Origin of the sequence: Micromonospora sp. NPDC047465, assembly GCF_040643125.1 — a bacterium.
Lineage (GTDB): Bacteria > Actinomycetota > Actinomycetes > Mycobacteriales > Micromonosporaceae > Micromonospora.
The window spans coordinates 201782-224076 of the sequence record NZ_JBEYTP010000003.1; the positions used below are offsets into that span (position 1 = coordinate 201782).

A 22295-nucleotide genomic window follows, 5' to 3' on the forward strand; every position below is an offset into this window, starting at 1 on the left:
GCCAACCGGCCCCGGACCGTCGGGCGTGGGGAAGGAGACCCCGCACCATGGAATACGGTGACCGGGCCTTCTGTCACGCCCGCCGGTAGATCAGGTCGAAGACCGGGCGGCCGGCCGTCAGGGCTCGGCGTTCGAACTTGGTGACCGGGCGGTGTGGCGGGCGGGGGGCGAAGCCGTCGTGCGCGTTGACCAGCCCCGGGTCGGCGTCCAGGGTCTCCCGCATCGCCTCGGCGTACTCGGCCCAGTCGGTGGCGCAGTGCAGGGTGCCGCCGGGCGCCAGCCGGGAGCGCAGCAGCGCGACGTGGGCCGGCTGGATGATCCGCCGCTTGTGGTGCCGCGACTTGGGCCACGGGTCCGGGAAGAAGACGTGCACCGCGTCCAGCGACGCCGCCGGCAGGCCGGCCACCAGGTCCAGCGCGTCGCCCTGCGCCACCCGCACGTTGCGCAGGCCGTGCCGGTCCACCAGGTCCAGCAGGTTGGCGATTCCGGGCGTGTGCACCTCGACCGCCAGATAGTCTCGATCCGGGTCGGCGGCGGCCATCGCGGCGGTGGTGTCGCCCATCCCGGACCCGATCTCCACCACCACCGGGGCCCGACGACCGAACAGGCCGGCCAGGTCCACCGGCGTGCCGGGCTCGTCCGGGACGAGCAGGCCGTGGACCGGCCAGAGCCGGTCCAACGCCTCCGTCTGGCGGCTGCTCATCCGGCCGCGGCGCGGATGGAAGGTGCGGATCGTCCGGGCGGCGGGCGGCGCGGGCGCGGCGGCGGGAGAGTCGATGGAGGTCACAACGACCCGAGCGTACGCGACGACCGCGCCGGATCGGATGTGATGTTCGCCCGGGGATGAGAGGATCCATCCCGTACGGCAGACCGGGCTCCTGGTGTTGCCCGGCACTGCCTCAACGCGCCGGGAGGTGGCGTCGTGTCAGTGCACCGCGGCGGTCTGGCGCTGGCGATCGCGACCGCGCTCGCCGGCCCGCTGCTCGCGGCCTGGCCGGCCGGGGCCGCCCCGCCGACCACCGGCCTCCCCGCTGCCGTCGGCCTCCCTGTCGCCGTCGGCCTCCCTGTCGCCGTCGGCCTCCCCGTTGCCGGATTGCGGGCGGAGCCCGCGCCGGGGGGCCCGCCGCAGCCGAAGCCGCCGGAGCCCACCGTCTTCGTCGAGGTCAGCCCGAGCACCGTGCAGCCGGGCTTCCTCGTCGGCATCCGGGCCAGTTGCCGGGACAACTCGATCCCCGCGATCGTGGTCTCGGACGCCTTCGGCCGGGTGCAGGTGCAGCCGCAGTTCGGGCTGCTGACCGCCGCGCCGATGGTGCGCGAGCGCACCCGGCCCGGCAACTACCGGGTCAAGCTGGAGTGCCCCGACGGGGAGACCGCCTCGACCATGCTCCAGGTGGTCAAGGCGGTGAAGCCCAGTCGCGGCCCGGCGACGGGCTTCGGCGGAGGCGACGGCGGGTTCACCGGCGGGCTGCTGCTTCCCGGTGGTCTCGCGCTGACCGTGGCCGGCATCGTCCTCGCGGTGGTCGCGGCGCGCCGCCCGCGCTCCGCCCGTGACGCCGCCCGACGGTGAGCCCGCTCATGGCCACCTCGCCCGCCCCCCAGTCGCCCGCCGCAGCGGCCCGCCGGCGTCCGCCGCCCGGACGCCGCCCCTGGTCGGTGCCGCTGGCCGTGGTGCTGGTGCTGGTCGGGGTCTTCGCCACCGGGGCGGGGCTGGGGAGGACGGCCGGGCCGTTCGACTGGGCCGCCGGCGTGGGGGAGTCGCGTCCGGCCCGCGGCGAGAGCGGCGCCCTGTCGGCCAGCCGGCCCGTACGCCTGTCGATCCCCTCGATCGAGGTGGCCGCGCCGGTGGCGCCCGTGGGCGAGGCCCGGGACGGCTCGATCGCCGTCCCGCCGCTCGACCGGGCCGACGAGACCGGCTGGTACGACCGGGGCCCGACCCCGGGCGAGCCGGGCCCGGCGGTCATCGTGGGGCACGTGGACACCAAGAGGGGCCCGTCGGTCTTCTACGACCTGCACAGGCTGCGCCCGGGCGACACGGTCGAGGTGACCCGGGCGGACCGCTCGGTCGTGGTGTTCCGGGTCGACTCGGTGGAGCACTTCCCGAAGGAGCGGCTGCCGGCGGAGCGGGTCTACGGCGACGAGGGCCCGCCGGGTCTGCGCCTCATCACCTGCGGCGGCGACTGGCTCGGCGGCGGGACGGGCTACGCCGACAACATCATCGCCTTCGCCACCCTGACCTCCTCCCGCCCCGCCTGACCCACCCGGGACGGGGTCAGGGGCGGGGCGGGACCTGCTGGACGACCTCGAACTCCAGGAGGCTGGCGCCCGAGGCGACCGGGGGGCGCCGTTCGCCCGTGCCGGCGTGGGCGGCGCGGGAGGGCCCGGCGGCCCACGCCTGGTAGGCCTCCTCGCTCTCCCACCGCGTGTAGACGAAGTAGCGGTTCTCCCCGGCGACCGGGCGGAGCAGCTCGAAGCCGAGGAACCCGGGGGAGTTCTCCACGGCGCCGGCCCGGGCGGCGAACCGCTTCTCCAACTCCTCGCCCGCGCCGGGAGGGACGTCGATCGCGTTGATCTTCACGACTGCCATGGCTCCACCCTAGTCACGCCGTCGGGGCTCAGAACGACTCGACCGCCGGAACCAGGTCGGCGTCCACCACGATCGGGGCATGGTCGGACGGGCCCTTGCCCTTGCGGGCCTCCCGGTCCACGTACGCCGAGCGGACCGCCCGCGTGAACGGCGCCGAGGCGTACACGAGGTCGATCCGCATGCCCTTGTTCTGGTGGAACATCCCCGCCCGGTAGTCCCAGTAGGTGAACGGGTGGGGGCCCTTCATCGGGGTGGGCACCACGTCGGAGAGTCCGAGGTCGCGCAGCGCCGCGAGGGCCGCCCGCTCGGCCGGGGTGACGTGCGTGGAGTGGGTGAACACCGCCGGGTCCCAGACGTCGGCGTCGGTCGGGGCGACGTTGAAGTCACCGCAGACGGCCAGCGGCACCCCGCTCGCCAACTCCGTCTCCAGGGCGTCCCGCAGCGCCGCGAACCAGGACAACTTGTACGCGTAGTGCGGGTCGTCCGGCGTGCGGCCGTTCGGCACGTACACCGACCAGACCCGCAACCCGTCGCAGGTCGCGGAGATGGCCCGGGCCTCCGGCTCGGGGAACCCCGGCTCGCCCGGGAACCCCACCACCACGTCGGCCAGGCCGACCCGGGACAGGATCGCCACCCCGTTCCACCGGCCGTCGCTGTGGCTGGCCACGTGGTAGCCCAGTTCGCCGACCTCGGCCACCGGGAAGGCCCCGTCCGGGCACTTCGTCTCCTGCAGGCAGACGACGTCCGGCCCGGTGCCGGCCAGCCACTCCAGCAGCCGGGGCAGGCGGGCCTTCACCGAGTTCACGTTCCAGGTCGCCAGGCGCATGGGTCCAGCCTGCCCCATCCGCGCCCGCGCCGCCGCGTCAGCTCCCGGGGTGTCGCGCCGGCGGCCCGTCAGGTGTTCGGGGTGTCGCCCGGGCGGGTCTGCTCGGCCAGGAACCGCTCCAGCTCTGCGCCCAGCTCGTCGGCGGTCGGCAGCGGCCCCGTCTCCTTGGCGAGCAGGCTCCGCTCGCCCCGGCCCCGCGCGAACGCGTCGTACTGCTCCTCGAGGGCCTGCACCAGCTGGGCGGCCTCGTCGGTCTGCGCGACCTGCCGGTCGATCTCCAGCCGGACCACCTCGGCGGCCGAGCGCAGCCCGTCGCGGGGCAGCAGCAGCCCGGTGCTGCGGGACACGGAGGCGAGCAGCACCTCGGCGGCGGCCGGGTACTCGGTCTGCGCCACGTAGTGCGGCACGTGGGCGGCGAAGCCCAGGGCGTCGCGGCCCAGCTCGCCGAGGCGGAACTCCAGCAGGTGCCCGACGCTGCCCGGCACCTGCACCCGCTGCAACCACGGCTCGTAGCCGGCGATCAGCTCGCGCCGGGTGGCGTGCGCGGTCACCCCGGCGGGGCGGGTGTGCGGCACGGCCATCGGGATCGCGTTGAGCCCCACGGTGAGCCGGACGTCCAGCCGCGCGGTGAGCGCGCCGACGGCGGCCACGAAGCGCTCCCACTGCAGGTCCGGCTCCGGGCCGGTGAGCAGCAGGAAGGGTGTCTCGTCGTCGTCGCGCAGCACGTGCAGCTCCAACGCCGGGGCGTCGTACGACTCCCAGTGGTCCTCGACGAAGGTCATCACCGGCCGGCGCGAGCGGTAGTCGAAGAGCTGGTCGACGTCGAACCGGGCGATCGGGCGGGCGTCCAGCGAGGTGAGCAGCTGCTCCCTGGCCAGTCGGGTGGCGCTGCCGGCGTCGACGAACCCGGTGAGGGCCTGGATCAGGACGGGCTGACCGAGGTCGGGCAGCTCGTCGATGAGTTCGTAGAGCTCGTGTGGGTCGAGCACCGGTGTGGACCTCCCTGGGTCGTGCGTACGGGTCGCCGCGCGGGGGACGGCACCCGTTCGGGGAACGTACCCGCCATCCTCATGCATTCCTGCCGGCGGCTTCCGGGGGGCCGCCGCGTGATCAGCAATCAGGGCGTATCCCCGCAACTCCACCGTCGGACGCCCAGCGATGGCCGTGAGGTGGACCAGCCTATCGGCCGAAAGGGTGAACCCGGGGATCATGCACTCGGCGTCGACGCTACGTCCCCTCCCGTGCGGCCAGGGGGCGCCCGGACGCCGCCGCGAGGTATGCCCGGTGCGCGAGGTGCGTCCCCGGCTCACCCGAGAGGGCCGAGGCGTCCCGCAGGTGGGGCGCTTTCGTGAAAAATGCCACGAGATCACCCGGGGTGATCGGAGTTTGGGTCTGCCTAGCCTCGGCTGATGCGTGACGACCGCACCCTCGACAATCAGATCACCCCTGGTGACCCGATTGACCGTTCGGACGGTACCCCTCGCACGATCGGCCGGCTGGCCTCCGTTCCGTCGGGACGTACGCCCGGATGCTGCTGCCCGCACCGGCCCGGGCCCGGGTCGCCCTCGCCGCCGGCGTGCTGTGCTGCCTCGCCCTGGCCGCCGTCGCCCAGGGCGCCCGGGACGACTCCGCCGCCGACCCGGCCCCCGTCGCCGCCCCCTCCGCGCTCGCGGAGCGCGCCGAGGCGGACGCTGCCTCCCGCAGCCTGGAACGCGCCCCCGCCTCCACCCCCGCCGCCGACCCGGACACCGCCAGCCCCGCCCCGAAGAAGACCAAGCGCAGGCCCGTCGACCCCGCGCCCGTGGCCGGTCTCGACAACGCCCAGATGGAGAACGCCGAGGTGATCGTGCGGACGGGGCGGAAGATGGACATGCCCCGGCGCGCGTTCGTCATCGCGGTCGCCACCGCGATGCGGGAGAGCAACCTCTACAACGTCGCCAGCGGGGTGCTCCCCGAGTCCCGGAACTACCCCCACCAGGGCATCGGTTGGGACCACGACTCGGTCGGGCTGTTCCAGCAGCGCTCCAGCAGCGGGTGGGGCGAGGTGGGGCAGCTGATGGATCCGGAGTTCGCCACCCGGCAGTTCCTCGCCGCGCTGGCGCAGGTGCCCGGCTGGCGGCAGATGCGCCTGACCGACGCCGCCCAGGCGGTGCAGATCTCGGCCTACCCGGAGCACTACGCCAAGCACGAGTGGCGGGCCGCGGAGGTCGTGGAGGCGATCCTGGAGGCCGGCCAGTAGTCTTCCGCCGACCACAGTGGACGGTTGCGGTTCGGGTGTCCGGGGTACGGATGTTGTCGTTCCGGGGTACACATGGAAGAGGCACCACCGACAGGAGGACGACATGTCTCTGATGCAGCGGATCAGCACCTTCCTGCGCTCGCCGAAGGGCCAGCAACTGATCGACCGTGGCCGGCGCGAGCTGGCCAAGCCCGGCACCCAGCAGAAGCTGAAGGGCCTCGCCGCCAAGCTCCAGAACCGCCGCTGACCCCAGACGACCTCTCCGACCCCCGGGAGAACCCGTGACCGATTCCGCGCCCGTCGACGGCCAGCCCACCCAGCCCGCCGCGGGAGCGCCCCAGCCGCCGGCGGTGGTGCCGGCGCCTCCGCAGGAGGTCCCGGAGGCGCCGCCGCTCAAGCTCTGGGACCGGATGCGGGAGGATCCGCAGTACGCCCCGGAGCACCTCGCCCTGGAGGCCGTGCGCCGGCTGGGGCCGGAGGCGGCGCAGTGGGCCGCGCGGGCCCGGGCCGAGCAGCCCGGGGCCTCCGTCGAGGCCCTGGCGGAGCAGGCCGTACGCAAGTTCGTCAACCATGCCCGGCTCTCCGGCGCCGTCTCCGGGGCGGCCGGGCTGCCCGGTGCCGTGATCGACGTGGGCGTGCTGGCCTGGACCCAGGCTCGGATGGTGCTGCACGTCGCCGCCGCGTACGGCGTCGACCCGCTGCACCCCGACCGGGCCACCGACCTGCTCGTGCTGCAGAAGGTGCACAAGGTGGCCGAGAGCGCCCGGCTCGCGCTCGGGGTGGCCGCCGGGCGGGAGCGCGCCGGCGCCCTGTTCGGCAGCGGCGGGCAGAACCCGCTCGGGAAGGTGATGCTGCGCCTGGGCGTACGCCTGGCCCAGATGGCCGGGGTGCGCGCGGCGAAGCGGCTCTTCGCCAAGGTGGTGCCCGGGGCGGCGATCATCCTCGGCACCTGGGCGAACTCGTCGGCCACCAAGGACCTGGCCGCCCGTTCCCGCGCCCTCTACCGCCACTACGGCACCCGCGCCGTCCCCGAACCCCGCCGACCCTGATCCCTGGGTCGGTTCCCCGCCCGTGCCGGCTTCCCGGCCGGTCCGTGCCGGTGACGGCCGGTCCGTGCCCGTGACGACCGGTCCGTGCCGGTGACGGCCGGTCCGGGCCGGTCAGGAGGCGAGGCCTGAGGCGCGCCAGGCCACGTCGGCCAGGCGGTCCTGGCCGGCGGCGTTGGGGTGGAACCAGTCCAGCGGGTTGACGAGATCCAGGTCGAACCGCACCCGGTGCACCGCCCCGCCGTCGTAGCGGCAGCGTGAGCCGTACGCCTTGCAGGCGGCGGCGAGCTGGGCGTTGTAGTCGTCGATCCGCTCCCGGACGGCCGCCCGGCGGGCCCGGTCCAGCGGGTCCGTCGAGGCCGGGTCGGCCAGCAGCGCCGGGCAGACGCCCCGCTTCCAGGCGCGGACCGCCCGGGCGTCGGTGTGCCCGACCTCCCAGAGCCGGTACAGGTCCGGGATGCTCACCACCAGCACCCGTGCCTTCGGCCGGCCCTGCCGCAGCACCCGCAGGCCCCGGTCCACCTCCGCGCGGAACCGCGTCACGGGTGTCATCGCCTCGATGCCGCCCCGGCACACGTCGTTGGCCCCGATCAGCACGGTCACGTGGTCGACGCGGTCGCGTACCGCCTGCTGGGCCTGTCCCTCCAGCGACGCCGCGCGCGCTCCCGGGCGGGCGTGGTTGTAGGCCCGGCCGCGGATGGCGGGGGTGCGGTCGAGCAGTCGGCGGTAGAGGCTGTCCACGCGCAGCCCGTCCCCGGTGGACCACGAGTTGCGCTGGCATGAGGTCAGCACCAGGCAGGAGCCGAAGCCGGTGCTGATCGAGTCGCCGAGCGCCGCGATGCCGCCGGACCCGCCCGGCGACGGCGTCCCGCGCGGCGGGCGGGAGCCGGGGTCCCCGCCGCCCTCGCAGGCGAGGGCGACCAGTGCCAGCAGACAGGCGACGGCGGTGACCCAGCGTCGAGGCATCTCTTCCCCAGTCCCGCAGCGGAGAGCAACAGCGCGGTAACTGTACGCACGGGTCGGGGTGCGGTCACCCGCTGCTGTCGGCTATGCGGCACAACCCTGTACCGCCGCGCCTCGACCTGCTATTGGCAGCCCGCCTGCGGGGCAGGCGACGGGGGGTCAGCGGGCCGGGCGCCACGGCGGCCGCTGCCCGTGCAGCCACCAGTGCAGGGACGCCGTGATCCGGGGCAGCACCAGGTAGGTCATCAGCGGGGTCAGCGTGAGGGTCATCAGCAGCACCCGGGCGGCCAGGGGCACGTCGGGGAGGAGCCGGCTGGTCAGCAGCGTCGCGGTGAGGCTGAGCGGGAAGAAGGCCAACCAGATCGTCACGGCCTGCTTCCAGCGTGGCGGGGACGGCGGCGGCACGGTGGGATCGGCGCTGACCGGCACCGTCTCGACGACGTGCTCCCGCGGCGGGTCGAACCAGCCCTCGATCCCGGTGCGCCGCTCCACCCGGGTGTGCTCCACGATGCCCTGCGCCGAGGACAGCCACCAGTGCCGCTGCGGCGACTCCTCCCACCGGCGCAGCGTCTCGTGGTCGGCGAAGCGGTAGATGATGTGCCACTCGCCGGAGCCGGGCGCGCTGCGTACCCAGCCCGACCCGAGGAACCCCGGGAACGCTTCGGCCAGCGCCGTGCCGGCCCGCATCCAGGCCACCATCTCGCTGGTCCGGGCGGGATCGGTGCGCCGCGCGACGGCGACGGTCACCGGCAGGGCGTGGGTCATGGTCATGCCGACCATCCTCCCCGGCCCGGGCCGGATCCGGCGGCTCATGGCGCCCGGGTGTAACGCACCTTACCGGCGGCGTGACGCGGCCCACGCGGCCCGCGGCGGGGGCCGGGGTGGCCGCGGAGCGGGTTAAGCCGGCCGATCGGGGGTAGGTCCGTGCAATGACGAGATCGCAGCCCCGGCGCGCCCGTGGCACGGTCGGCCACGCCTACAGCGCGCTGAACATGCGGCTCCTGCTCGCCGGGTTCGGGCTGGTCACCATGGCCGTGTTCGCGGTGCTGGCGTTCCGTGCCGACCTGGTGTGGCTGGGGGTCCTCTGCGTGGTCTTCGCGGTGGTCGCCGTGGTCGACCTGATCATCATCCAGCGCCGCCGTGCCGCCCGCCGCCGGGAGGAGCCGGGCGCCCGCCACTCACTCTTCGAGTGACAGGAGTACGAGATGCCCATCGCGACCACCAACCCCGCCACGGGACAGGTGCTCAAGAGCTACGACCCGATGTCGGCCGAACAGATCGACGCCGCCATCGAGCGCGCCGACCTGGCGTACCGCCAGCTGCGGGGCACCACGATCGCGCAGCGCGAGCGGTGGCTGACCGCGGCGGCCGACCTGCTGGAGGCCGAACGCGACGAGACCGCCCGGCTCATGACCACCGAGATGGGCAAGACGTACGCGGCGGCCAAGGCCGAGGTCACCAAGTGCGCCACCGCCTGCCGCTTCTACGCGGCGAAGGCCGCCGAGTTCCTCGCCGACGAGCCCGCCGACGCGGCGGCGGTCAAGGCCACCCGGGCGTTCGTCCGCTACCAGCCGATCGGGCCGGTGCTCGCGGTGATGCCCTGGAACTTCCCGCTCTGGCAGGTGATGCGCTTCGCCGCGCCGGCGCTGATGGCCGGCAACACCGGCCTGCTCAAGCACGCCTCCAACGTGCCGCAGACCGCGCTGCTGCTGGAGGACCTCTTCCGCCGTGCCGGCTTCCCGGAGGGGGCGTTCACCACGCTGCTGGTCGGCTCGGCCGAGGTCGACCGGGTGCTCAGCGACCCCCGCGTACGCGCGGCGACGCTGACCGGCAGCGAGGGCGCCGGCCGCTCGATCGCCCAGATCGCCGGCCGGGAGCTGAAGAAGACGGTGCTGGAGCTGGGTGGGAGCGACCCGTTCGTGGTGATGCCCTCGGCGGACCTCGACCGGGCCGCCGAGGTGGCGACCACCGCCCGCTGCCAGAACAACGGCCAGTCCTGCATCGCCGCCAAGCGGTTCATCGTGCACGCCGACGTGTTCGACGCCTTCGCCGAGAAGTTCGCCGCGCACATGTCGGCCCTGCGGGTCGGGGACCCGATGGACCCCGACACCGACGTCGGCCCGCTGGCCAGCGAGGGCGGGCGCGACGAGATCCACGCCCAGGTGCGGGACGCGGTCGACAGGGGTGCCACGGTGCTCTGCGGCGGCGAGCCGCCCACCGGCCCCGGCTGGTTCTACCCGCCGACCGTGGTGACCGACCTGAGGCCGGAGATGCGGATGTGGTCCGAGGAGGTCTTCGGGCCCGTCGCCGGCCTCTACCGCGTGTCGTCGTACGACGAGGCGATCGAGGTGGCCAACGGCACCGCCTTCGGACTCGGGTCGAACGCCTGGACCCGCGACCCCGAAGAGCAGGAGCGCTTCGCCACCGACCTGGACGCCGGCAACGTGTTCGTCAACGGGATGACCACGTCCTATCCGGAACTGCCCTTCGGCGGGGTGAAGAACTCCGGCTACGGCCGGGAGCTCTCCGCGCTGGGCATGCGCGAGTTCTGCAACACCAAGACCGTCTGGGTGGGCGAGGGGGCCGCCACGGCCGGCGCGGGCGCGCACGCCGAGTAGCAGCGCCCGGGCGCGGCCGGGCGGGGGGCAGCTTTAGCCGGACACCGTCATGGGTACGGAGGGACGCCATGACGGTGTTCGGCTTCCACGCGTCCCACGAGCAGATCCATCCCCGCGCCCTGCTGGACGCGGTGGTCCACGCCGAGCGGGCCGGCTTCGACGCCGCCATGTCCTCGGACCACTTCTCGCCCTGGAGCGAGCGGCAGGGCCAGTCCGGCTTCGCCTGGTCCTGGCTCGGCGCGGCCCTCCAGGCCACCAACCTGCCCTTCGGCGTGGTCAACGCGCCCGGCCAGCGCTACCACCCGGCGATCATCGCGCAGGCGATCGGCACCCTCGCGGCGATGTACCCGGGCCGGTTCTGGGCGGCGTTGGGCACCGGCGAGGCGAGCAACGAGCACATCACCGGCGACGGCTGGCCGCGCAAGGACGTCCGCAACGCGCGGCTGCGGGAGTGCGTGGACGTGATCCGCGCGCTGCTGGCCGGCGAGGAGGTCAGCCACGACGGCCTGGTCCGGGTCGACCGGGCGAAGCTGTGGACCCGGCCGGAGCAGCCGCCGGCGCTGATCGGCGCGGCGGTCAGCGTGGCCACCGCCCGCTGGTGCGCCGAGTGGGCGGACGGGCTGATCACCGTGAACGCGCCGACCGCGCACCTGCGGCAGATGATCGAGGCGTACCGGGGTGCCGGCGGGCGCGGGCCGCTGCACCTGCAGGTGCACCTGAGCTGGGCGCGGGAGCAGGCCGAGGCCGAGCGGCTCGCGTACGACCAGTGGCGCGGCAACGTCTTCGCGCCGCCGGTCTGCTGGGACCTGGACACGGCGGAGCACTTCGACGTGGTGTCGGAGCAGGTGCCGATGGAGCGGGTCCGCGAGGTCGTCAACGTCTCCGCCGACCTGGGCCGGCACGTCGGCTGGCTGGAGGAGTACCTGGACCTCGGCTTCGACCAGGTCGCCCTGCACCACGTCGGGCAGGAACAGCGGGCCTTCATCGACACGTTCGGGGCGGAGGTGCTGCCGAAGCTGCGCGGCGTCGGGTGAGCGGAGCGCGCCCTAGGCTCGTACGTCATGGAAGCTCTGTTCGACGTCGTCGTCTTCCTCGCGATCGCGACGCTGGGTGCGGCCCTGGCCCGGAAGCTCGGGCTGCTCGCGCCGATCCTGCTCGTGGTGCTCGGCCTCGCCCTCGCCTTCGTGCCGGGCTTCCCGCAGGTGCGGCTCGACCCCGAACTGGTGCTCGTGGGCATCCTGCCGCCCCTGCTCTACGTCGCCGCACTCGAGACCTCGGTGCCGGCGTTCCGGCTCAACCTGCGGCCGATCCTGCTGCTCGCCGTCGGGCTGGTGCTGTTCACCGCGTTCGCGGTCGGCCTCGTCGTACACCTGATGCTGCCGGCGGTGCCGTTCGCGGTCTGCCTGGCCCTCGGCGCGGTGGTGGCACCGCCCGACGCGGTCGCCGCCACCGCGGTAGCCCGACGCATCGGGCTGCCCCGACGGGTCGTGACGATCCTGGAGGGGGAGAGCCTGCTCAACGACGCGACGGCGCTGGTGCTGCTGCGGGTCGCCACCCTGGCCAGCATCGGTGCCGCCGTCGGCGTCACAGAGGTGGCCGTGGAGGTCGTCACGGCCACCGGCGGCGGCATCGTGGTCGGCGTGCTCGGCGCGGTCGTCTTCGGCTTCCTGCACCGGCACATCACCGATCCGCTGCTGGACAACGCGCTGTCGCTGATCATCCCGTTCGCGGTCGCCTTCGCCGCCGAGGAGATCCACGCCTCCGCGGTGGTCGCGGTGGTGGTCACGGGACTGGCGCTCGGGCACCGGCTGCCCCGGCTGATGTCGGCCGCGTCCCGACTCCAGGTCGGCGCGTTCTGGCGGTTGACCCGGTTCCTGCTGGAGGGCCTGGTCTTCCTGCTGGTCGGCCTCCAACTGCCGGAGGTGCTCCGGGAACTCGACGAGCCGGCCGGATTCCTGGTCGCGATCACCGCGGCGGTGCTGCTCGCCGTCTTCCTGACCCGGTTCGTCTGGCTCTTCCCGGCCACCTACCTGGCCCGGCTGGTGCCCAGGATCCGTCGCCGGGAGTCCCCGCCGTCGCCGCGCTACCCGATCGTGCTCGGATGGGCCGGCATGCGCGGCGTGGTCACCCTGGCCGCCGCCCTCGCCCTGCCGCTCACCCTCGCCGACGGCCGGTCCTACCCGCGCGCGCTGTTCATCTGGCTGGCCTTCGCGGTGATCGTGGTGACCCTGGTCGGCCAGGGCGCCACCCTGCCGCTGGTGGCTCGCCGGATGCAGCTGCCGCCCGACGACCCGGTGCAGGACGCGCTCTCGGCCGCGGGCGTGCAGCAGCAGGCCAGCCGCGCGGCACGGGAGCGCCTCGACGCGCTCGCCGACACCGCCCCCGCGCCCGTGGTGGAGCGGCTGCGCCGGGCGCTGGACGAGCGCACCAACCTGGCCTGGGAGCGCCTCGGCGGCACCGCGCGGGAGACGCCGTCCCAGGCGTACGGTCGGCTGCGGCAGGAGATGATCGACGCGGAGCGGGAGGTGTTCCGGGACGCCCGGGACTCCGGCCGCATCCCCGAGGAGGTGCTGGTGCGCGCCTACCGGGAACTGGACCTGGAAGAGTCGTTGCTGCGGCGGGAGGTCGCGGAGTGAGTTGTCAGCACCTGACCGGGGCGGGCGCCGCCGTGCCGGAGACCACCGACGTCTGTCCGGAGTGCGTGGCCATCGGCAACGAGTACTGGGTGCACCTGCGCTCCTGCCTCACCTGCGGGCACGTCGGGTGCTGCGACTCCTCGCCGTACCAGCACGCCTCGGCGCACTTCGCCGCCACCGCGCACCCGGTCATGCGGTCGATCCAGCCGGGGGAGACCTGGCGCTGGTGCTTCGTGGACGAGGAGATCGGCTGAGCCCGCCCGGAGTCAGGGCAGGCGGCGGGCGAGGACCTGCCCGGGCCACGGGTCGCGGCCCGGGCGCTCGACCGTGAACGGTTCGGTGGGGGTGAAGCCCTGCCGCTCGTACCAGCGGACCAGCGCGCCGTCCCCGCCCGCGTAGCAGTCGACCCGGAGCAGGCTGAGCCCGTGCCCCCGGGCCAGCTCCGCGGCATGGGCGAGAAGCCGGCCGCCGATCCCCGAACCGCTGTGCGCCCGGTCGGTGACCAGCAGGTTGACGTACAACTCGGGCTCGGTGGCCGGCGGCACGTAGTCCGTCGCCGCGCCCACCACCAACGCCCCGACCGGCCGGTCGCCGAGCATCGCCAGCCACAGCCCGCCGCCCGCCGCCCAGGCGTCGGCCTGCGCGATCCGCCGCGGATCGGTCGACGCCGGCTCGGTGCCCCACTGGCCGGTGCGCCCCCGCGCCACCAGCCAGGCGGTCGCGTCGTCGAGCAGCCGCAGCACGGCGGGCGCGTCGGCGGGGCCGCCGGGACGCAGGGTGAGGCTCCGCTGCTCGGTCATGGTGGGCATCGTGCTACAGCGGTGGGCGTCGATTGCTGCCGCGGTCGTGCGTCGAGTGGCGGCCCGGTTGCGCCAGTCCGCGACCACCGCCCCTCCGCAGCCGCCCGGCGACCGCTGTCGAGCTGCCCCAGCCATGGGACCAACCGTGCCCACCCCTGCCCCGTCTGTGCGGGCAGCTCGACAGTCCCGTATCACCTGCCCCGGACCGGCACTGCCCGGTCCGATGCAGCCCGGCCCGGCCCGGCCCGGCGCCGCCCGGCCCGGCGGGTCTGCCGCTAAGGGGCGTCAGGGCCGCCGGGCGGCGGGGGCGTCGGCCCCGGCCGGGGCTTCGGGGCCGCCGGCCAGCGCGGCGAGCCGCTCGGTGGCCAGACAGGAGACCAGGCAGCGTTCCTTGCGGTCGCCGGCAAGCTGGGCGGTCCAGTCCGTGAAGCCGCCGTCGCCGAGCTCGACCTCGTTCCCGCCGTCGCCCGCGGTGATCCGCAGCGCGGCGTCCACGTAGTAGCCCCGGCCGCGCCGGCGCTCCGGCTCGTCCACCAGCGGCACGGTGGACGGGCCGAGCGCCGGCCGGACGGTGTCCGCGATCCGCTCGCCGACGACCGGGCTGTCGAGGACCGTCAGGCGTAGCCGCGCCGACGCCTGCGGCACCAGGGTGGCGAGCACTGTCCGCCAGTACGCCAGGTGCAGCGTGAGCAGCCGCGCCTGGGTGCTGCCCGACCCGCTGTCACGGGCGCTCGAGACCAGCGCGAAGAGCCGGAAGTGCGCCGAGAATCCCGGCCCGAAGTCCTGCGCCCGCAGCACCCGGTGGCAGGCGGCCAGGTGCACCGTGCCGTCGGCGGGCTGTTCCCGGCGGCGCACCGCGGCCTCGACCGCGAGGGCGTTGGTGGGATCGCTCAGCACCTCGGTGAGCCGCAGGGTGGTGACGATCCGGTTCTGGCTCACCGGCGCGACCGCGGCGCACGTCCCGAGCGGCGCGACGGGGGAGAGGTCGACGCCCGCGACGTCGGCGGGCAGCAGGTCCCACAGGCGGGCCTCGACCCCGGACAGCACCCGCGGGTCGACCGCCGCCGGCCGGGTGAACCGGTCCGTCCGCCAGCGGCGGACCAGGTCCGCCGGGCGTGCCGCAGCGGCCCGGTCCCGGGCCACCGCCAGCAGCAGCGTGCGCAGGTCCGCCGGGGCCAGGCGGGCCAGCGCGGCGCGGACGCCGTCCGGCAGCCGCCCCCACACCCGCCGCTCCGCGTCGTCCATGCCGGCCACCATCTCGTACGCCCCGGGCCCGGTCCACCGATATCCTCGGCGGCGTCCGGGACGCGGTGGCCTTCCGTCGGTGCGGCGGCGCGCGACAGTGAGATTCGCCGCGCGACGCGCCGAGGTGCTGATCTCCTAGAGACAACTGCGCCCTCGGCCTGGCAGGCTGCCACCCATGACCCTGAAGCTGCGTTCCGTGGGAACGAGCGACCGTGGGCTGATCCGCAGTGGGAACCAGGACGCCCTGCACGCCGGCCCCTGGCTCGTCGCCGTCGCCGACGGCATGGGCGGGATGGCGGCCGGCGACCTGGCCAGCGCGATCGCCATCGAGGCGGTCGCTCCGCTGGACGTGGAGACCCCGGAGGACGCGCTGGTGGCCGCGCTGCAGAGCGGCATCGAGCTGGCCACCGCGCGGATCCGCCAGGCGGTCGCCGAGGACCCGGAGCGACAGGGCATGGGCACCACCCTGACCGCCCTGCTCTTCGCCCGGACGGGCAGCTGCCTGGCCCTCGCCCACGTCGGCGACTCCCGTGCCTACCTGTTCCGGGAAGGGGTGCTCAAGCAGATCACCCGGGACGACACGTTCGTGCAGATGCTCGTCGACCAGGGGGTGATCACCCCCGACCAGGCCAGCAGCCACCCCCGCCGGGCCGTGGTCACCCAGGCCTTGCAGGGCGACGAGGTCTCCCCGGCGTACGCGACGATGGTGCCCTGGCCCGGCGACCGCTGGTTGCTGTGCAGCGACGGCCTGTCCAACGTGGTCCGCCCCGACACGCTCGCCGAGGTGCTCGCCGAGCACCCGGACCGCGCGGAGTGCGCCCGCAGGTTGATCGACCTGGCGCTGCGCGCCGGCGGGCCGGACAACGTCACGGTGGTCATCGCCGATGTGGTGGAGGAGTAGCCCGGCTCAGCGGCGGCGCGGGGTGGCGTGCCGGGTGGGCGCCGCCGTGGTCGGGTCCTCCGGCCACGGGTGGCGCGGGTAACGGCCGCGCAGCTCCGCCCGCACCTGCGGATAGCCGGTGCGCCAGAACGACGCCAGGTCGGCGGTGACCGCCACCGGCCGCCCCGCCGGCGAGAGCAGGTGCAGCAGCACGGGCACCCGGCCGTCGGCGATCCGCGGCGCGTCCCGCCAGCCGAACGTCTCCTGGAGCTTCACCGCGAGGACCGGCGCCGCCGGGTCGGCGTAGTCGAGCCGGATCCGGGAACCGCTCGGCACGGTGATCCGCTCCGGCGCCACCTCGTCGAGCCGGGCCGCCAGCGCCCACGGCAGCAACCGGCGCAGCGCGCCCGCCACGTCGACCCGGGCCAGGTCGGCCCGGCGGCGGGCGGCGGCCAGCTCCGGGCCGAGCCAGGCCGGCGCGTCGGCGAGCAGCGCCTCGTCGCCCACGTCGGGCCAGTCGCCGCCGAGCGCGTGCCGGCAGAACGCCAGCCGCCCGCGCAGCGCCCGCGCCGCCGGGGTCCAGCTCAGCAGCCCGAGACCGGTGCGGCGCAGGCCCGTCAGCAGGGCCGCCGCCACCTCCTCCGCCCCGGGCCGGACCGGCCGCTCGGCCAGCTCGATGGCGCCCAGCCGCACCACCTCACGCGCCACCACGTCCTCGCCGGACCAGCCGACCTCCCGCTCGGCGCGCAGCAGCGGCCCGCCCGCCTCCCGGGCGGTCGCCTCGTCGAGCGGGGTCGCCAGCCGCACCCGGGCGGCCGGCGCGCCGGGGGAGCGGTCCGCCACCGCCACCGCCAGCCACGCGGCGCCCGCCAGCCCCGACCCGGGCGCCAGCTCCGCCGCGGTCCCGCCGCTCATCAGGTACGCCGAGCCGCCCGGCCGCCGCGCCCGGGACAGCCGCTCGGGGTGGGCCAGCCCGACCAGCAGCCCGGCGGCGAGGTCGTCGGTCAGGTGGTCCTGGCCGGGGTTCCCGGTCGGGCCGAGGTCGTCGGCCGGCTGCGCCCGGCCGGTGTCTCCGGCCTTCGCCGCTTCGGGGCGGTGGGTCGGGCGGGCCCGACCGGTGCCTCCGGCCGTTACCGCGTCGGGGCGGTGGGTCGGGCGGGCCGGGTCGGTGCCGGCCGCCGGCGCCGGTCCCGAGGGGGCCGGGGGCAGGGCGGCGCGCAGGCGGCGTACCTCCGCCCGCCAGCGGGCCGTGGCGCCCGGGTCCGCGCCCGCGCGCAGCCGGCGCCACGCGGCGGTCAGGTCGTCGCCCGGCCCGGCGACGGTGTCCTCCGCGAGCAGCGCCACGACCTCGGCCGCCCGGTCCGCGCCCACCCGGGCGGCCCCGTCCAGCAGCGCCCGGGCCAGCCGGGGATGCGCCCCGACGGCGGCGATCGCCCGGCCCCGGTCGGTGATCCGGCCCTGCGCGTCGACCGCGCCGAGGGTGGTGAGGGCGTCCCGGGCCACCGTCATCCCCGCGGCCGGGGGCGGGTCCGGCAGGGCCAGCCCGGCGCCGTCGGGCGAGCCCCAAGCGGCGAGTTCCAGGGCGAATCCGGTCAGGTCGGCGGTGGCGATCGCCGGCTCCGGTTGCGCGGCCAGCCGCTCGTGGGTGGCCGCCGACCAGCAGCGGTAGACGTGCCCGGGCGCCTCCCGGCCGGCCCGGCCGGCCCGCTGGGTCGCCGCCGCCCGGGACACCGGCACGGTGACCAGCGCGCCCAGGCCCCGGGCCAGGTCCATCCGGGCCACCCGGGACAACCCGGCGTCCACCACCACCCGGACCCCCGGCACCGTCAGGCTGCTCTCCGCCACCGAGGTCGCCAGCACCACCCGCCGCCGGTCGGCCGGCCGCAGCGCCGCGTCCTGGTCGGCGGCGCGCTGCCGGCCGTGCAGCGGGAGCACGGCGACGGTGTCGCGCAGGTCGGCCAGCCGGGCCGCGACGGCGGCGATCTCGCCGGCCCCGGGCAGGAAGACCAGCACGTCCCCGGCGTGCTCGCGCAGCGCCCGGCGCACCGTTGCCGCGACGTGGTCGAGCAGGCCCCGGTCGACCGGGCCGGCACCGGGCGCGGCCACCGGCCGCGGCTGCGGCGCCCAGATCCGCGTCACCGGGTGCAGGGCCGAGGAGGCCCGGACGACCGGCGCGGCACCGCCCGCGCCGCCGAGCAGCGCGGCGAACCGGTCCGCCTCGGGGGTCGCCGACATCGCCAGCAGCCACAGGTCGGGGCGGAGCGCGGCCCGGGCCTCCACCGTGAAGGCGAGCGCCAGGTCGGCGTCGAGGTGCCGCTCGTGGCACTCGTCGAGCAGCACCGCGCCCACCCCGGCCAACTCGGGGTCACGGTGCAGGCGGCGGACCAGCAGGCCGGTGGTGACCACCTCGACCCGGGTGCGCGAGCCGGACCGGCGCTCGCCGCGCACGGCGTACCCGACCCGCTCGCCGACGGGCTCACCGAGCAGCGCGGCCATCCGGCGTGCCGCCGCCCGGGCGGCCACCCGGCGCGGCTGGGCGACCAGCACCCGGCCCGCCACCTCGTCGGCCACGGCCAGCGGGGCGAGGGTGGTCTTGCCGGTGCCCGGCGGGGCCACCAGCACCCCGGCGCCGGCGGCGCGCAGCGCCGCGACCAGTTCCGGCAGCACCGGCCGTACGGGCAGGTCGAGGGGCACGTCCGAGAGCACGGCCCAGTCTCGCACCGCCGGCCGCGGCTCGCTCGGGGCGTACCCGTGGCTGCCGGCGGCGAAGGCCCGCCAGGCCGGCGCCGGGAACGCCGGGACCGGCCCGCGCCGGTCGTCGGCCGGTGCCACGGGTTCGGACGCGGCGAGGGCCGGACCCACCGGCCCGGCCCTCGCCCACCGTTTCCTAGTAGGTGCCGTCGAGCTGCCCCCGCAGCTTGGTCAGCGCGCGGGCCAGCAGCCGGGAGACGTGCATCTGCGAGACGCCGATCTGCTCGGCGATCTGCGACTGCGTCAGGTTGCCGTAGAACCGCAGCGTGAGGATCTTCTGCTCCCGCTCGTCGAGGGTGGCCAGCGCCGGGCCGAGGGCGACCCGCAGCTCGGCCAGTTCGAACTCGCCGTCCTCGCCGCCGAGCATGTCGCCCAGTTCCGTCGCGCGGTCACCGTCGCCGGTGGGCGTGGAGAGCGAGACCGCGTTGTAGGCCCGCGCGCCCTCCAGGCCCTCCAGGACCTCTTCCTCGGTGAGCTTGAGGTGGGCGGCGATGTCGGCGACCGTCGGCGAGCGGCCGAGGGTCTGCAGCAGTGAGCTGTTGGCGTCGGAGATGGCCAGCCGCAGCTCCTGGAGGCGGCGCGGCACCCGGATGTCCCAGGTGCGGTCGCGGAAGTGCCGCTTGAGCTCGCCGATGATGGTCGGGATGGCGTAGCCCGCGAAGTCGACGCCCCGCGACGGGTCGAACTTGTCGATCGCCTTGATGAGGCCGACGGCGGCGGTCTGGGCCAGGTCGTCGGTGGGCTCGCCGCGACCGCTGTAGCGGTGGGCGAGGTGGTTGGCGAGCGGCAGCCAGGCTTCGATCGCCTTGTCGCGCAGGGCGGCGCGGGACGGGTGGTTGGCCGGCAGCGCGGCCATCGCGTTGAGCAGGTCGGCGGCGCTGTCGGTGAGCGCCCGCGGGTCGAGCTTCTCGGTGGTGCTCGGGGCCGCTGTGGTCGCCTGCTTGCTGATCGTTGGCGCGGTCATGGGTGGTCCTCCCTGCACCTCGTCCGCAGATAGAAAGACGTGAGGCTCTGGTTTAGCTTCAGATGTCCGTTCGGAAGTCACCTTAGCCCGATCGGTCCGACGAAATCTAGCCGAAAGTACGATGTACTTAAGTGATTTTCCCTCATCAGGGGCGCAGAAGGGGCAAAATCCCCTCGGATTGTGAGTCGGCTTACGCGATGCGTACGGTCAGGCGTCGCCGGCCGGACATCGACGCATCGGCATCTGGCGGGCGACGCCGGCCGGGCGGGCGGTCCTGCGGGCGCGGATGACCGGCCCGCCAATGTCGGCTTTCCGTCGTTGTCCTATGTACGGGACCGGCCGTAGCGTGCGGTTACATCCTTCGGAGGTGCCGTGCTCGACCCCGTCGCTCCCCAGCTCGTCGTGAACAGCCGCACGCTGTTCTTCAGCTGGCTGCCGGCGGACCCGCAGGCGGTCGCGGCGCTGGTGCCCCCGGGGCTGACCCCGTGCCCGGACCGGCAGGTCTTCATCAACCAGTACGTCGTCGACGACGAGAGCCAGACCTCCGGCTTCGGTGCCCACTCGCTGACCTACCTCGGGGTGTGCCTGGCCGGCGTCGACGCCCCCGGCGGCGCCAGTCTCGGCGGCTGGTGGACGCACTACGTGACCTCCAGCGAACGGGTCCGCGACTACGCCACCGCGCGCGGCGCGCCCGCCGTCGTCGGCCGCACGAGCATCGCGCGCCGGGGCGAACACCTGGTCGCCGAGACGGCGATCGCCGGCACCCCGCTGATCCGCGCGCGCTGCCAGGTCGGTGAGACGGGCCAGACGATCAGCAGCGGCCACCACCGGTACTTCACCGCCCGGGACGGGGAGCTGCTCAGCGCCGTGTACCCGTTCGTCGCCGAACCGGTCGACCCGTTCGTGATCGACTCGGTGGAGTTCCTGGACCCGGGGCACCCGCTCTACGCGCTACGTCCGGAGAATCCGCTCACGATCGGCTTCGGCTTCTACTCCCCGCGCGCCTCGTTCGCCTACCCCGGCGGCCTGACCGTCTACACCCCGGAGACCGACGGCACGTCCCGGGTCGCCGGGCCCGTACGCGCCCGGGCCGCCGCGGTCTCCGTGCCGGCCTAGCCCCTCACCAGGTGCCGGCCCGGCGCGCCCGCAGCGGCCGGCCGTCGGGGTCGTAGACCAGCCGGTACGCCGGCAGCGCCCACGCGCGGGTGTACCAGGGCAGCCGCTCCGGCCGGTGCGGCAGCAACCGGCCCGGCGGCCGGGGGCCGACCCGCCCGGAGTCGTGCCACCGCCGCAGCGCGTCGGCGGCGGCGGTGATCGCCGCCACGGCGTCGACGGGGTCGATCAGGTCGGCGTCCTCGCGGCCCTCGGGGTCCCGGTCCAGGTGCTCGCGCCACAGGCGCAGCCGCAGGTCCCGGGCGAAGACCCGGGCCCCGTCGCCCAGGCCGCCCGGGTCCGTCGGCGCCCGCCCGTCCCGGGTGTCGTCCAGCACCGCGCAGGAGAGCTCGCTGTCGTGGGTCCAGGACCGGCGGTTGAAGTTGTCGCTGCCGACGCTGGCCCAGACGTCGTCGACCACGCACACCTTGGCGTGCACGTACACCGGCGTGCCGGCGTGGTTCTCCAGGTCGAAGACGTGCACCCGGTCCGGGGCCGCCCGCTCGCACAGCGACAGCGCCTGCTCGCGGCCGACGGAGTTGGGCGGCAGCGCCAGCCGGCCGTCCACGTCCGGATAGCGGGGGACCACCGCGACCAGGTGCAGGTCGGGGCTGTCCCGCAGCGCGCGGGCGAACAGGTCGGCCACCTCCGTGGACCACAGGTACTGGTCCTCCAGGTAGATCAGCCGGCGGGCCCGGCGGACCGCCTTGGTGTAGCCGCGGGCCACCGTACGCTCGCCGTCCGGGGCGAAGGGGTAGCGCGGGCGGACCGCCGGGTAGGTGCGCAGCACCTGGACGTGGTGCGGGCCGCAGGGCGGCGGGTCGGCCGGCTGGTCCGGCAACGGGTCGGGGCGCAGGTCCGAGCCGCGCAGCCGGTCTCGCAGGTAGGCCAGGGGGTTCTCCGAGTCCAGCGGCGTCGGGTCGGTCCACCGTTCGCGGAAGGCGGTGTCCAGCGCGCCCACCACCGGCCCCCGCACCGCAAGCTGCACGTCGTGCCAGGGCGGGTGCTGCCCGTACCGGGCGGACATCTGCACGACCTGCCGATCGCCCCGGTGGCCGGCGTCGTCCCGCCGGCTGTGGCACAGGTCGATGCCGCCGGCGAAGGCGACGTCCCGCTCCGGCGCCCGCGGGTGGCGCAGCACCACCAGCTTCTGGTGGTGCGAGCCGCCCCGGCGGACCCGCTGGTCGAGCAGCACCTCGCCGCCGGCGGCGGAGATCGTCTCGCTGAGGTTGCGGTTCTCCGCCTCGCTGTAGGCCAGCGCGTCGAGGTGGGAGCGCCAGATCAGGCCCTTGACCACCACGCCGCGCTGGGCGGCCTGCGCGAAGAGCTGGGCCACGGTCGGCCCGTCGGGGCGCAGCAGTTGGTCCGGGTCGCCCCGCCAGTCGGTGAAGAAGAGGTGGTCGCCCGCCTCCAGCGCCGATACCTCGTCGACCAGCCGGTCGAAGTACGCGGCACCGTGAATTAATGGCTCCGCAAGGTTTCCGCTGGTCCAAACGGGTAACTCTGACACCGGGTTGGCGCGTTCCCGTGCGCTGAGGAACCAGTTGCGCGGTCCCACCGTTCCAGCCCCCCGAGGTCGACAACGTCCTCA

Annotated in this window: 23 protein-coding genes; 12 read left to right on the plus strand and 11 right to left on the minus strand. The window is 75.2% G+C overall.

The window, feature by feature from the left end; translation table 11 throughout:
• Window positions 1-73 precede the first annotated feature (73 nt).
• A complete protein-coding gene (gene trmB / locus ABZ793_RS04910) occupies window positions 74-703 on the minus strand; it encodes a tRNA (guanosine(46)-N7)-methyltransferase TrmB (protein WP_357452326.1) in 630 nt (209 codons plus the stop codon).
• Between the two features lie 225 nt (window positions 704-928).
• On the opposite strand from trmB, the gene ABZ793_RS04915 reads away from it, so the two are divergent.
• Together ABZ793_RS04915 and ABZ793_RS04920 are read left to right on the plus strand one after the other, a co-directional pair.
• A complete protein-coding gene (locus ABZ793_RS04915; protein ID WP_357452331.1) occupies window positions 929-1567 on the plus strand; it encodes a hypothetical protein in 639 nt (212 codons plus the stop codon).
• Window positions 1568-1575: 8 nt separating this feature from the next.
• The gene (locus ABZ793_RS04920) at window positions 1576-2253 is read left to right on the plus strand and encodes a class F sortase (RefSeq protein WP_357452007.1); all 678 of its coding nucleotides are present in this window, start codon (window positions 1576-1578) and stop codon (window positions 2251-2253) included.
• Between the two features lie 16 nt (window positions 2254-2269).
• Here the strand turns inward: ABZ793_RS04920 and ABZ793_RS04925 are convergent, their stop codons facing one another.
• From ABZ793_RS04925 to ABZ793_RS04935, 3 genes are all read right to left on the minus strand, one after another.
• The gene (locus tag ABZ793_RS04925) at window positions 2270-2584 is read right to left on the minus strand and encodes an antibiotic biosynthesis monooxygenase (protein WP_357452010.1); all 315 of its coding nucleotides are present in this window, start codon (window positions 2582-2584) and stop codon (window positions 2270-2272) included.
• A gap of 28 nt (window positions 2585-2612) precedes the next feature.
• Window positions 2613-3410: an exodeoxyribonuclease III gene (locus tag ABZ793_RS04930; protein ID WP_357452013.1), complete on the minus strand. Its 798-nt coding sequence runs from the start codon at window positions 3408-3410 to the stop codon at window positions 2613-2615.
• A gap of 68 nt (window positions 3411-3478) precedes the next feature.
• On the minus strand, window positions 3479-4399 hold the full coding sequence (locus ABZ793_RS04935) for a PAC2 family protein (RefSeq protein ID WP_357452016.1): 921 nt from the start codon (window positions 4397-4399) through the stop codon (window positions 3479-3481).
• A gap of 539 nt (window positions 4400-4938) precedes the next feature.
• On the opposite strand from ABZ793_RS04935, the gene ABZ793_RS04940 reads away from it, so the two are divergent.
• The 3 genes from ABZ793_RS04940 to ABZ793_RS04950 all read left to right on the plus strand — a co-directional run bounded on the left by ABZ793_RS04940 (window position 4939) and on the right by ABZ793_RS04950 (window position 6698).
• Window positions 4939-5649: a peptidase M23 gene (locus tag ABZ793_RS04940; protein ID WP_357452019.1), complete on the plus strand. Its 711-nt coding sequence runs from the start codon at window positions 4939-4941 to the stop codon at window positions 5647-5649.
• 103 nt (window positions 5650-5752) lie between these two features.
• Window positions 5753-5896, plus strand: a complete 144-nt coding sequence (locus tag ABZ793_RS04945; protein ID WP_350706387.1) for a hypothetical protein — start codon at window positions 5753-5755, stop codon at window positions 5894-5896.
• 34 nt (window positions 5897-5930) lie between these two features.
• Window positions 5931-6698, plus strand: a complete 768-nt coding sequence (locus ABZ793_RS04950; RefSeq protein WP_357452024.1) for an EcsC family protein — start codon at window positions 5931-5933, stop codon at window positions 6696-6698.
• A 111-nt stretch (window positions 6699-6809) separates the two neighbouring features.
• Here ABZ793_RS04950 and ABZ793_RS04955 read toward each other — a convergent pair whose 3' ends face one another.
• On the minus strand, window positions 6810-7661 hold the full coding sequence (locus tag ABZ793_RS04955) for a GDSL-type esterase/lipase family protein (protein ID WP_357452027.1): 852 nt from the start codon (window positions 7659-7661) through the stop codon (window positions 6810-6812).
• A gap of 156 nt (window positions 7662-7817) precedes the next feature.
• On the minus strand, window positions 7818-8429 hold the full coding sequence (locus ABZ793_RS04960) for an antibiotic biosynthesis monooxygenase (protein WP_357452030.1): 612 nt from the start codon (window positions 8427-8429) through the stop codon (window positions 7818-7820).
• Between the two features lie 158 nt (window positions 8430-8587).
• On the opposite strand from ABZ793_RS04960, the gene ABZ793_RS04965 reads away from it, so the two are divergent.
• From ABZ793_RS04965 to ABZ793_RS04985, 5 genes are all read left to right on the plus strand, one after another.
• Window positions 8588-8851 carry a DUF6343 family protein gene (locus ABZ793_RS04965; RefSeq protein WP_350682876.1) on the plus strand — a complete coding sequence of 88 codons (264 nt, stop codon included), beginning with the start codon at window positions 8588-8590 and terminating at the stop codon, window positions 8849-8851.
• A gap of 12 nt (window positions 8852-8863) precedes the next feature.
• Window positions 8864-10276, plus strand: coding sequence for an NADP-dependent succinic semialdehyde dehydrogenase (locus ABZ793_RS04970; RefSeq protein ID WP_357452034.1), 1413 nt, complete (start codon window positions 8864-8866; stop codon window positions 10274-10276).
• Between the two features lie 68 nt (window positions 10277-10344).
• On the plus strand, window positions 10345-11310 hold the full coding sequence (locus ABZ793_RS04975) for a TIGR03885 family FMN-dependent LLM class oxidoreductase (protein ID WP_357452037.1): 966 nt from the start codon (window positions 10345-10347) through the stop codon (window positions 11308-11310).
• 27 nt (window positions 11311-11337) lie between these two features.
• Window positions 11338-12912: a Na+/H+ antiporter gene (locus tag ABZ793_RS04980; RefSeq protein WP_357452040.1), complete on the plus strand. Its 1575-nt coding sequence runs from the start codon at window positions 11338-11340 to the stop codon at window positions 12910-12912.
• Window positions 12909-13166, plus strand: a complete 258-nt coding sequence (locus ABZ793_RS04985) for a UBP-type zinc finger domain-containing protein (RefSeq protein ID WP_357452043.1) — start codon at window positions 12909-12911, stop codon at window positions 13164-13166. The genes ABZ793_RS04980 and ABZ793_RS04985 overlap by 4 nt, the downstream gene beginning before the upstream one ends.
• A 12-nt stretch (window positions 13167-13178) precedes the next feature.
• Here the strand turns inward: ABZ793_RS04985 and ABZ793_RS04990 are convergent, their stop codons facing one another.
• The gene (locus ABZ793_RS04990) at window positions 13179-13712 is read right to left on the minus strand and encodes a GNAT family N-acetyltransferase (protein ID WP_357452046.1); all 534 of its coding nucleotides are present in this window, start codon (window positions 13710-13712) and stop codon (window positions 13179-13181) included.
• Window positions 13713-13997: 285 nt separating this feature from the next.
• Entirely contained in the window at window positions 13998-14957 is a 960-nt protein-coding gene (locus tag ABZ793_RS04995) for a hypothetical protein (protein ID WP_357452049.1), read from the minus strand.
• Window positions 14958-15132: 175 nt separating this feature from the next.
• Between ABZ793_RS04995 and ABZ793_RS05000 the strand changes: the two genes are divergently transcribed.
• On the plus strand, window positions 15133-15858 hold the full coding sequence (locus ABZ793_RS05000; RefSeq protein ID WP_350706369.1) for a PP2C family serine/threonine-protein phosphatase: 726 nt from the start codon (window positions 15133-15135) through the stop codon (window positions 15856-15858).
• Between the two features lie 6 nt (window positions 15859-15864).
• Here ABZ793_RS05000 and ABZ793_RS05005 read toward each other — a convergent pair whose 3' ends face one another.
• A complete protein-coding gene (locus ABZ793_RS05005) occupies window positions 15865-18543 on the minus strand; it encodes an ATP-dependent helicase C-terminal domain-containing protein (RefSeq protein ID WP_357452334.1) in 2679 nt (892 codons plus the stop codon).
• A 181-nt stretch (window positions 18544-18724) separates the two neighbouring features.
• Window positions 18725-19552, minus strand: coding sequence for a SigB/SigF/SigG family RNA polymerase sigma factor (locus ABZ793_RS05010; protein WP_357452053.1), 828 nt, complete (start codon window positions 19550-19552; stop codon window positions 18725-18727).
• A gap of 372 nt (window positions 19553-19924) precedes the next feature.
• On the opposite strand from ABZ793_RS05010, the gene ABZ793_RS05015 reads away from it, so the two are divergent.
• Entirely contained in the window at window positions 19925-20668 is a 744-nt protein-coding gene (locus ABZ793_RS05015) for a hypothetical protein (protein ID WP_357452056.1), read from the plus strand.
• 4 nt (window positions 20669-20672) lie between these two features.
• On the opposite strand, the gene ABZ793_RS05020 is transcribed toward ABZ793_RS05015, so the two are convergent.
• Window positions 20673-22262: a phospholipase D-like domain-containing protein gene (locus tag ABZ793_RS05020; protein WP_357452059.1), complete on the minus strand. Its 1590-nt coding sequence runs from the start codon at window positions 22260-22262 to the stop codon at window positions 20673-20675.
• Between the last annotated feature and the right edge of the window lie 33 nt (window positions 22263-22295).

What these genes read in the sequence shown, in the direction of transcription:
- trmB (WP_357452326.1), bottom strand. Translation starts at nt 703, where the DNA reads ATGAGCAGCCGCCAGACGGAGGCGTTGGACCGGCTCTGGCCGGTCCAC.
- ABZ793_RS04920 (WP_357452007.1), top strand. Translation starts at nt 1,576, where the DNA reads ATGGCCACCTCGCCCGCCCCCCAGTCGCCCGCCGCAGCGGCCCGCCGG.
- ABZ793_RS04925 (WP_357452010.1), bottom strand. Translation starts at nt 2,584, where the DNA reads ATGGCAGTCGTGAAGATCAACGCGATCGACGTCCCTCCCGGCGCGGGC.
- ABZ793_RS04930 (WP_357452013.1), bottom strand. Translation starts at nt 3,410, where the DNA reads ATGCGCCTGGCGACCTGGAACGTGAACTCGGTGAAGGCCCGCCTGCCC.
- ABZ793_RS04940 (WP_357452019.1), top strand. Translation starts at nt 4,939, where the DNA reads ATGCTGCTGCCCGCACCGGCCCGGGCCCGGGTCGCCCTCGCCGCCGGC.
- ABZ793_RS04945 (WP_350706387.1), top strand. Translation starts at nt 5,753, where the DNA reads ATGTCTCTGATGCAGCGGATCAGCACCTTCCTGCGCTCGCCGAAGGGC.
- ABZ793_RS04955 (WP_357452027.1), bottom strand. Translation starts at nt 7,661, where the DNA reads ATGCCTCGACGCTGGGTCACCGCCGTCGCCTGTCTGCTGGCACTGGTC.
- ABZ793_RS04960 (WP_357452030.1), bottom strand. Translation starts at nt 8,429, where the DNA reads ATGACCATGACCCACGCCCTGCCGGTGACCGTCGCCGTCGCGCGGCGC.
- ABZ793_RS04965 (WP_350682876.1), top strand. Translation starts at nt 8,588, where the DNA reads ATGACGAGATCGCAGCCCCGGCGCGCCCGTGGCACGGTCGGCCACGCC.
- ABZ793_RS04970 (WP_357452034.1), top strand. Translation starts at nt 8,864, where the DNA reads ATGCCCATCGCGACCACCAACCCCGCCACGGGACAGGTGCTCAAGAGC.
- ABZ793_RS04975 (WP_357452037.1), top strand. Translation starts at nt 10,345, where the DNA reads ATGACGGTGTTCGGCTTCCACGCGTCCCACGAGCAGATCCATCCCCGC.
- ABZ793_RS04980 (WP_357452040.1), top strand. Translation starts at nt 11,338, where the DNA reads ATGGAAGCTCTGTTCGACGTCGTCGTCTTCCTCGCGATCGCGACGCTG.
- ABZ793_RS04990 (WP_357452046.1), bottom strand. Translation starts at nt 13,712, where the DNA reads ATGACCGAGCAGCGGAGCCTCACCCTGCGTCCCGGCGGCCCCGCCGAC.
- ABZ793_RS04995 (WP_357452049.1), bottom strand. Translation starts at nt 14,957, where the DNA reads ATGGACGACGCGGAGCGGCGGGTGTGGGGGCGGCTGCCGGACGGCGTC.
- ABZ793_RS05000 (WP_350706369.1), top strand. Translation starts at nt 15,133, where the DNA reads ATGACCCTGAAGCTGCGTTCCGTGGGAACGAGCGACCGTGGGCTGATC.
- ABZ793_RS05010 (WP_357452053.1), bottom strand. Translation starts at nt 19,552, where the DNA reads ATGACCGCGCCAACGATCAGCAAGCAGGCGACCACAGCGGCCCCGAGC.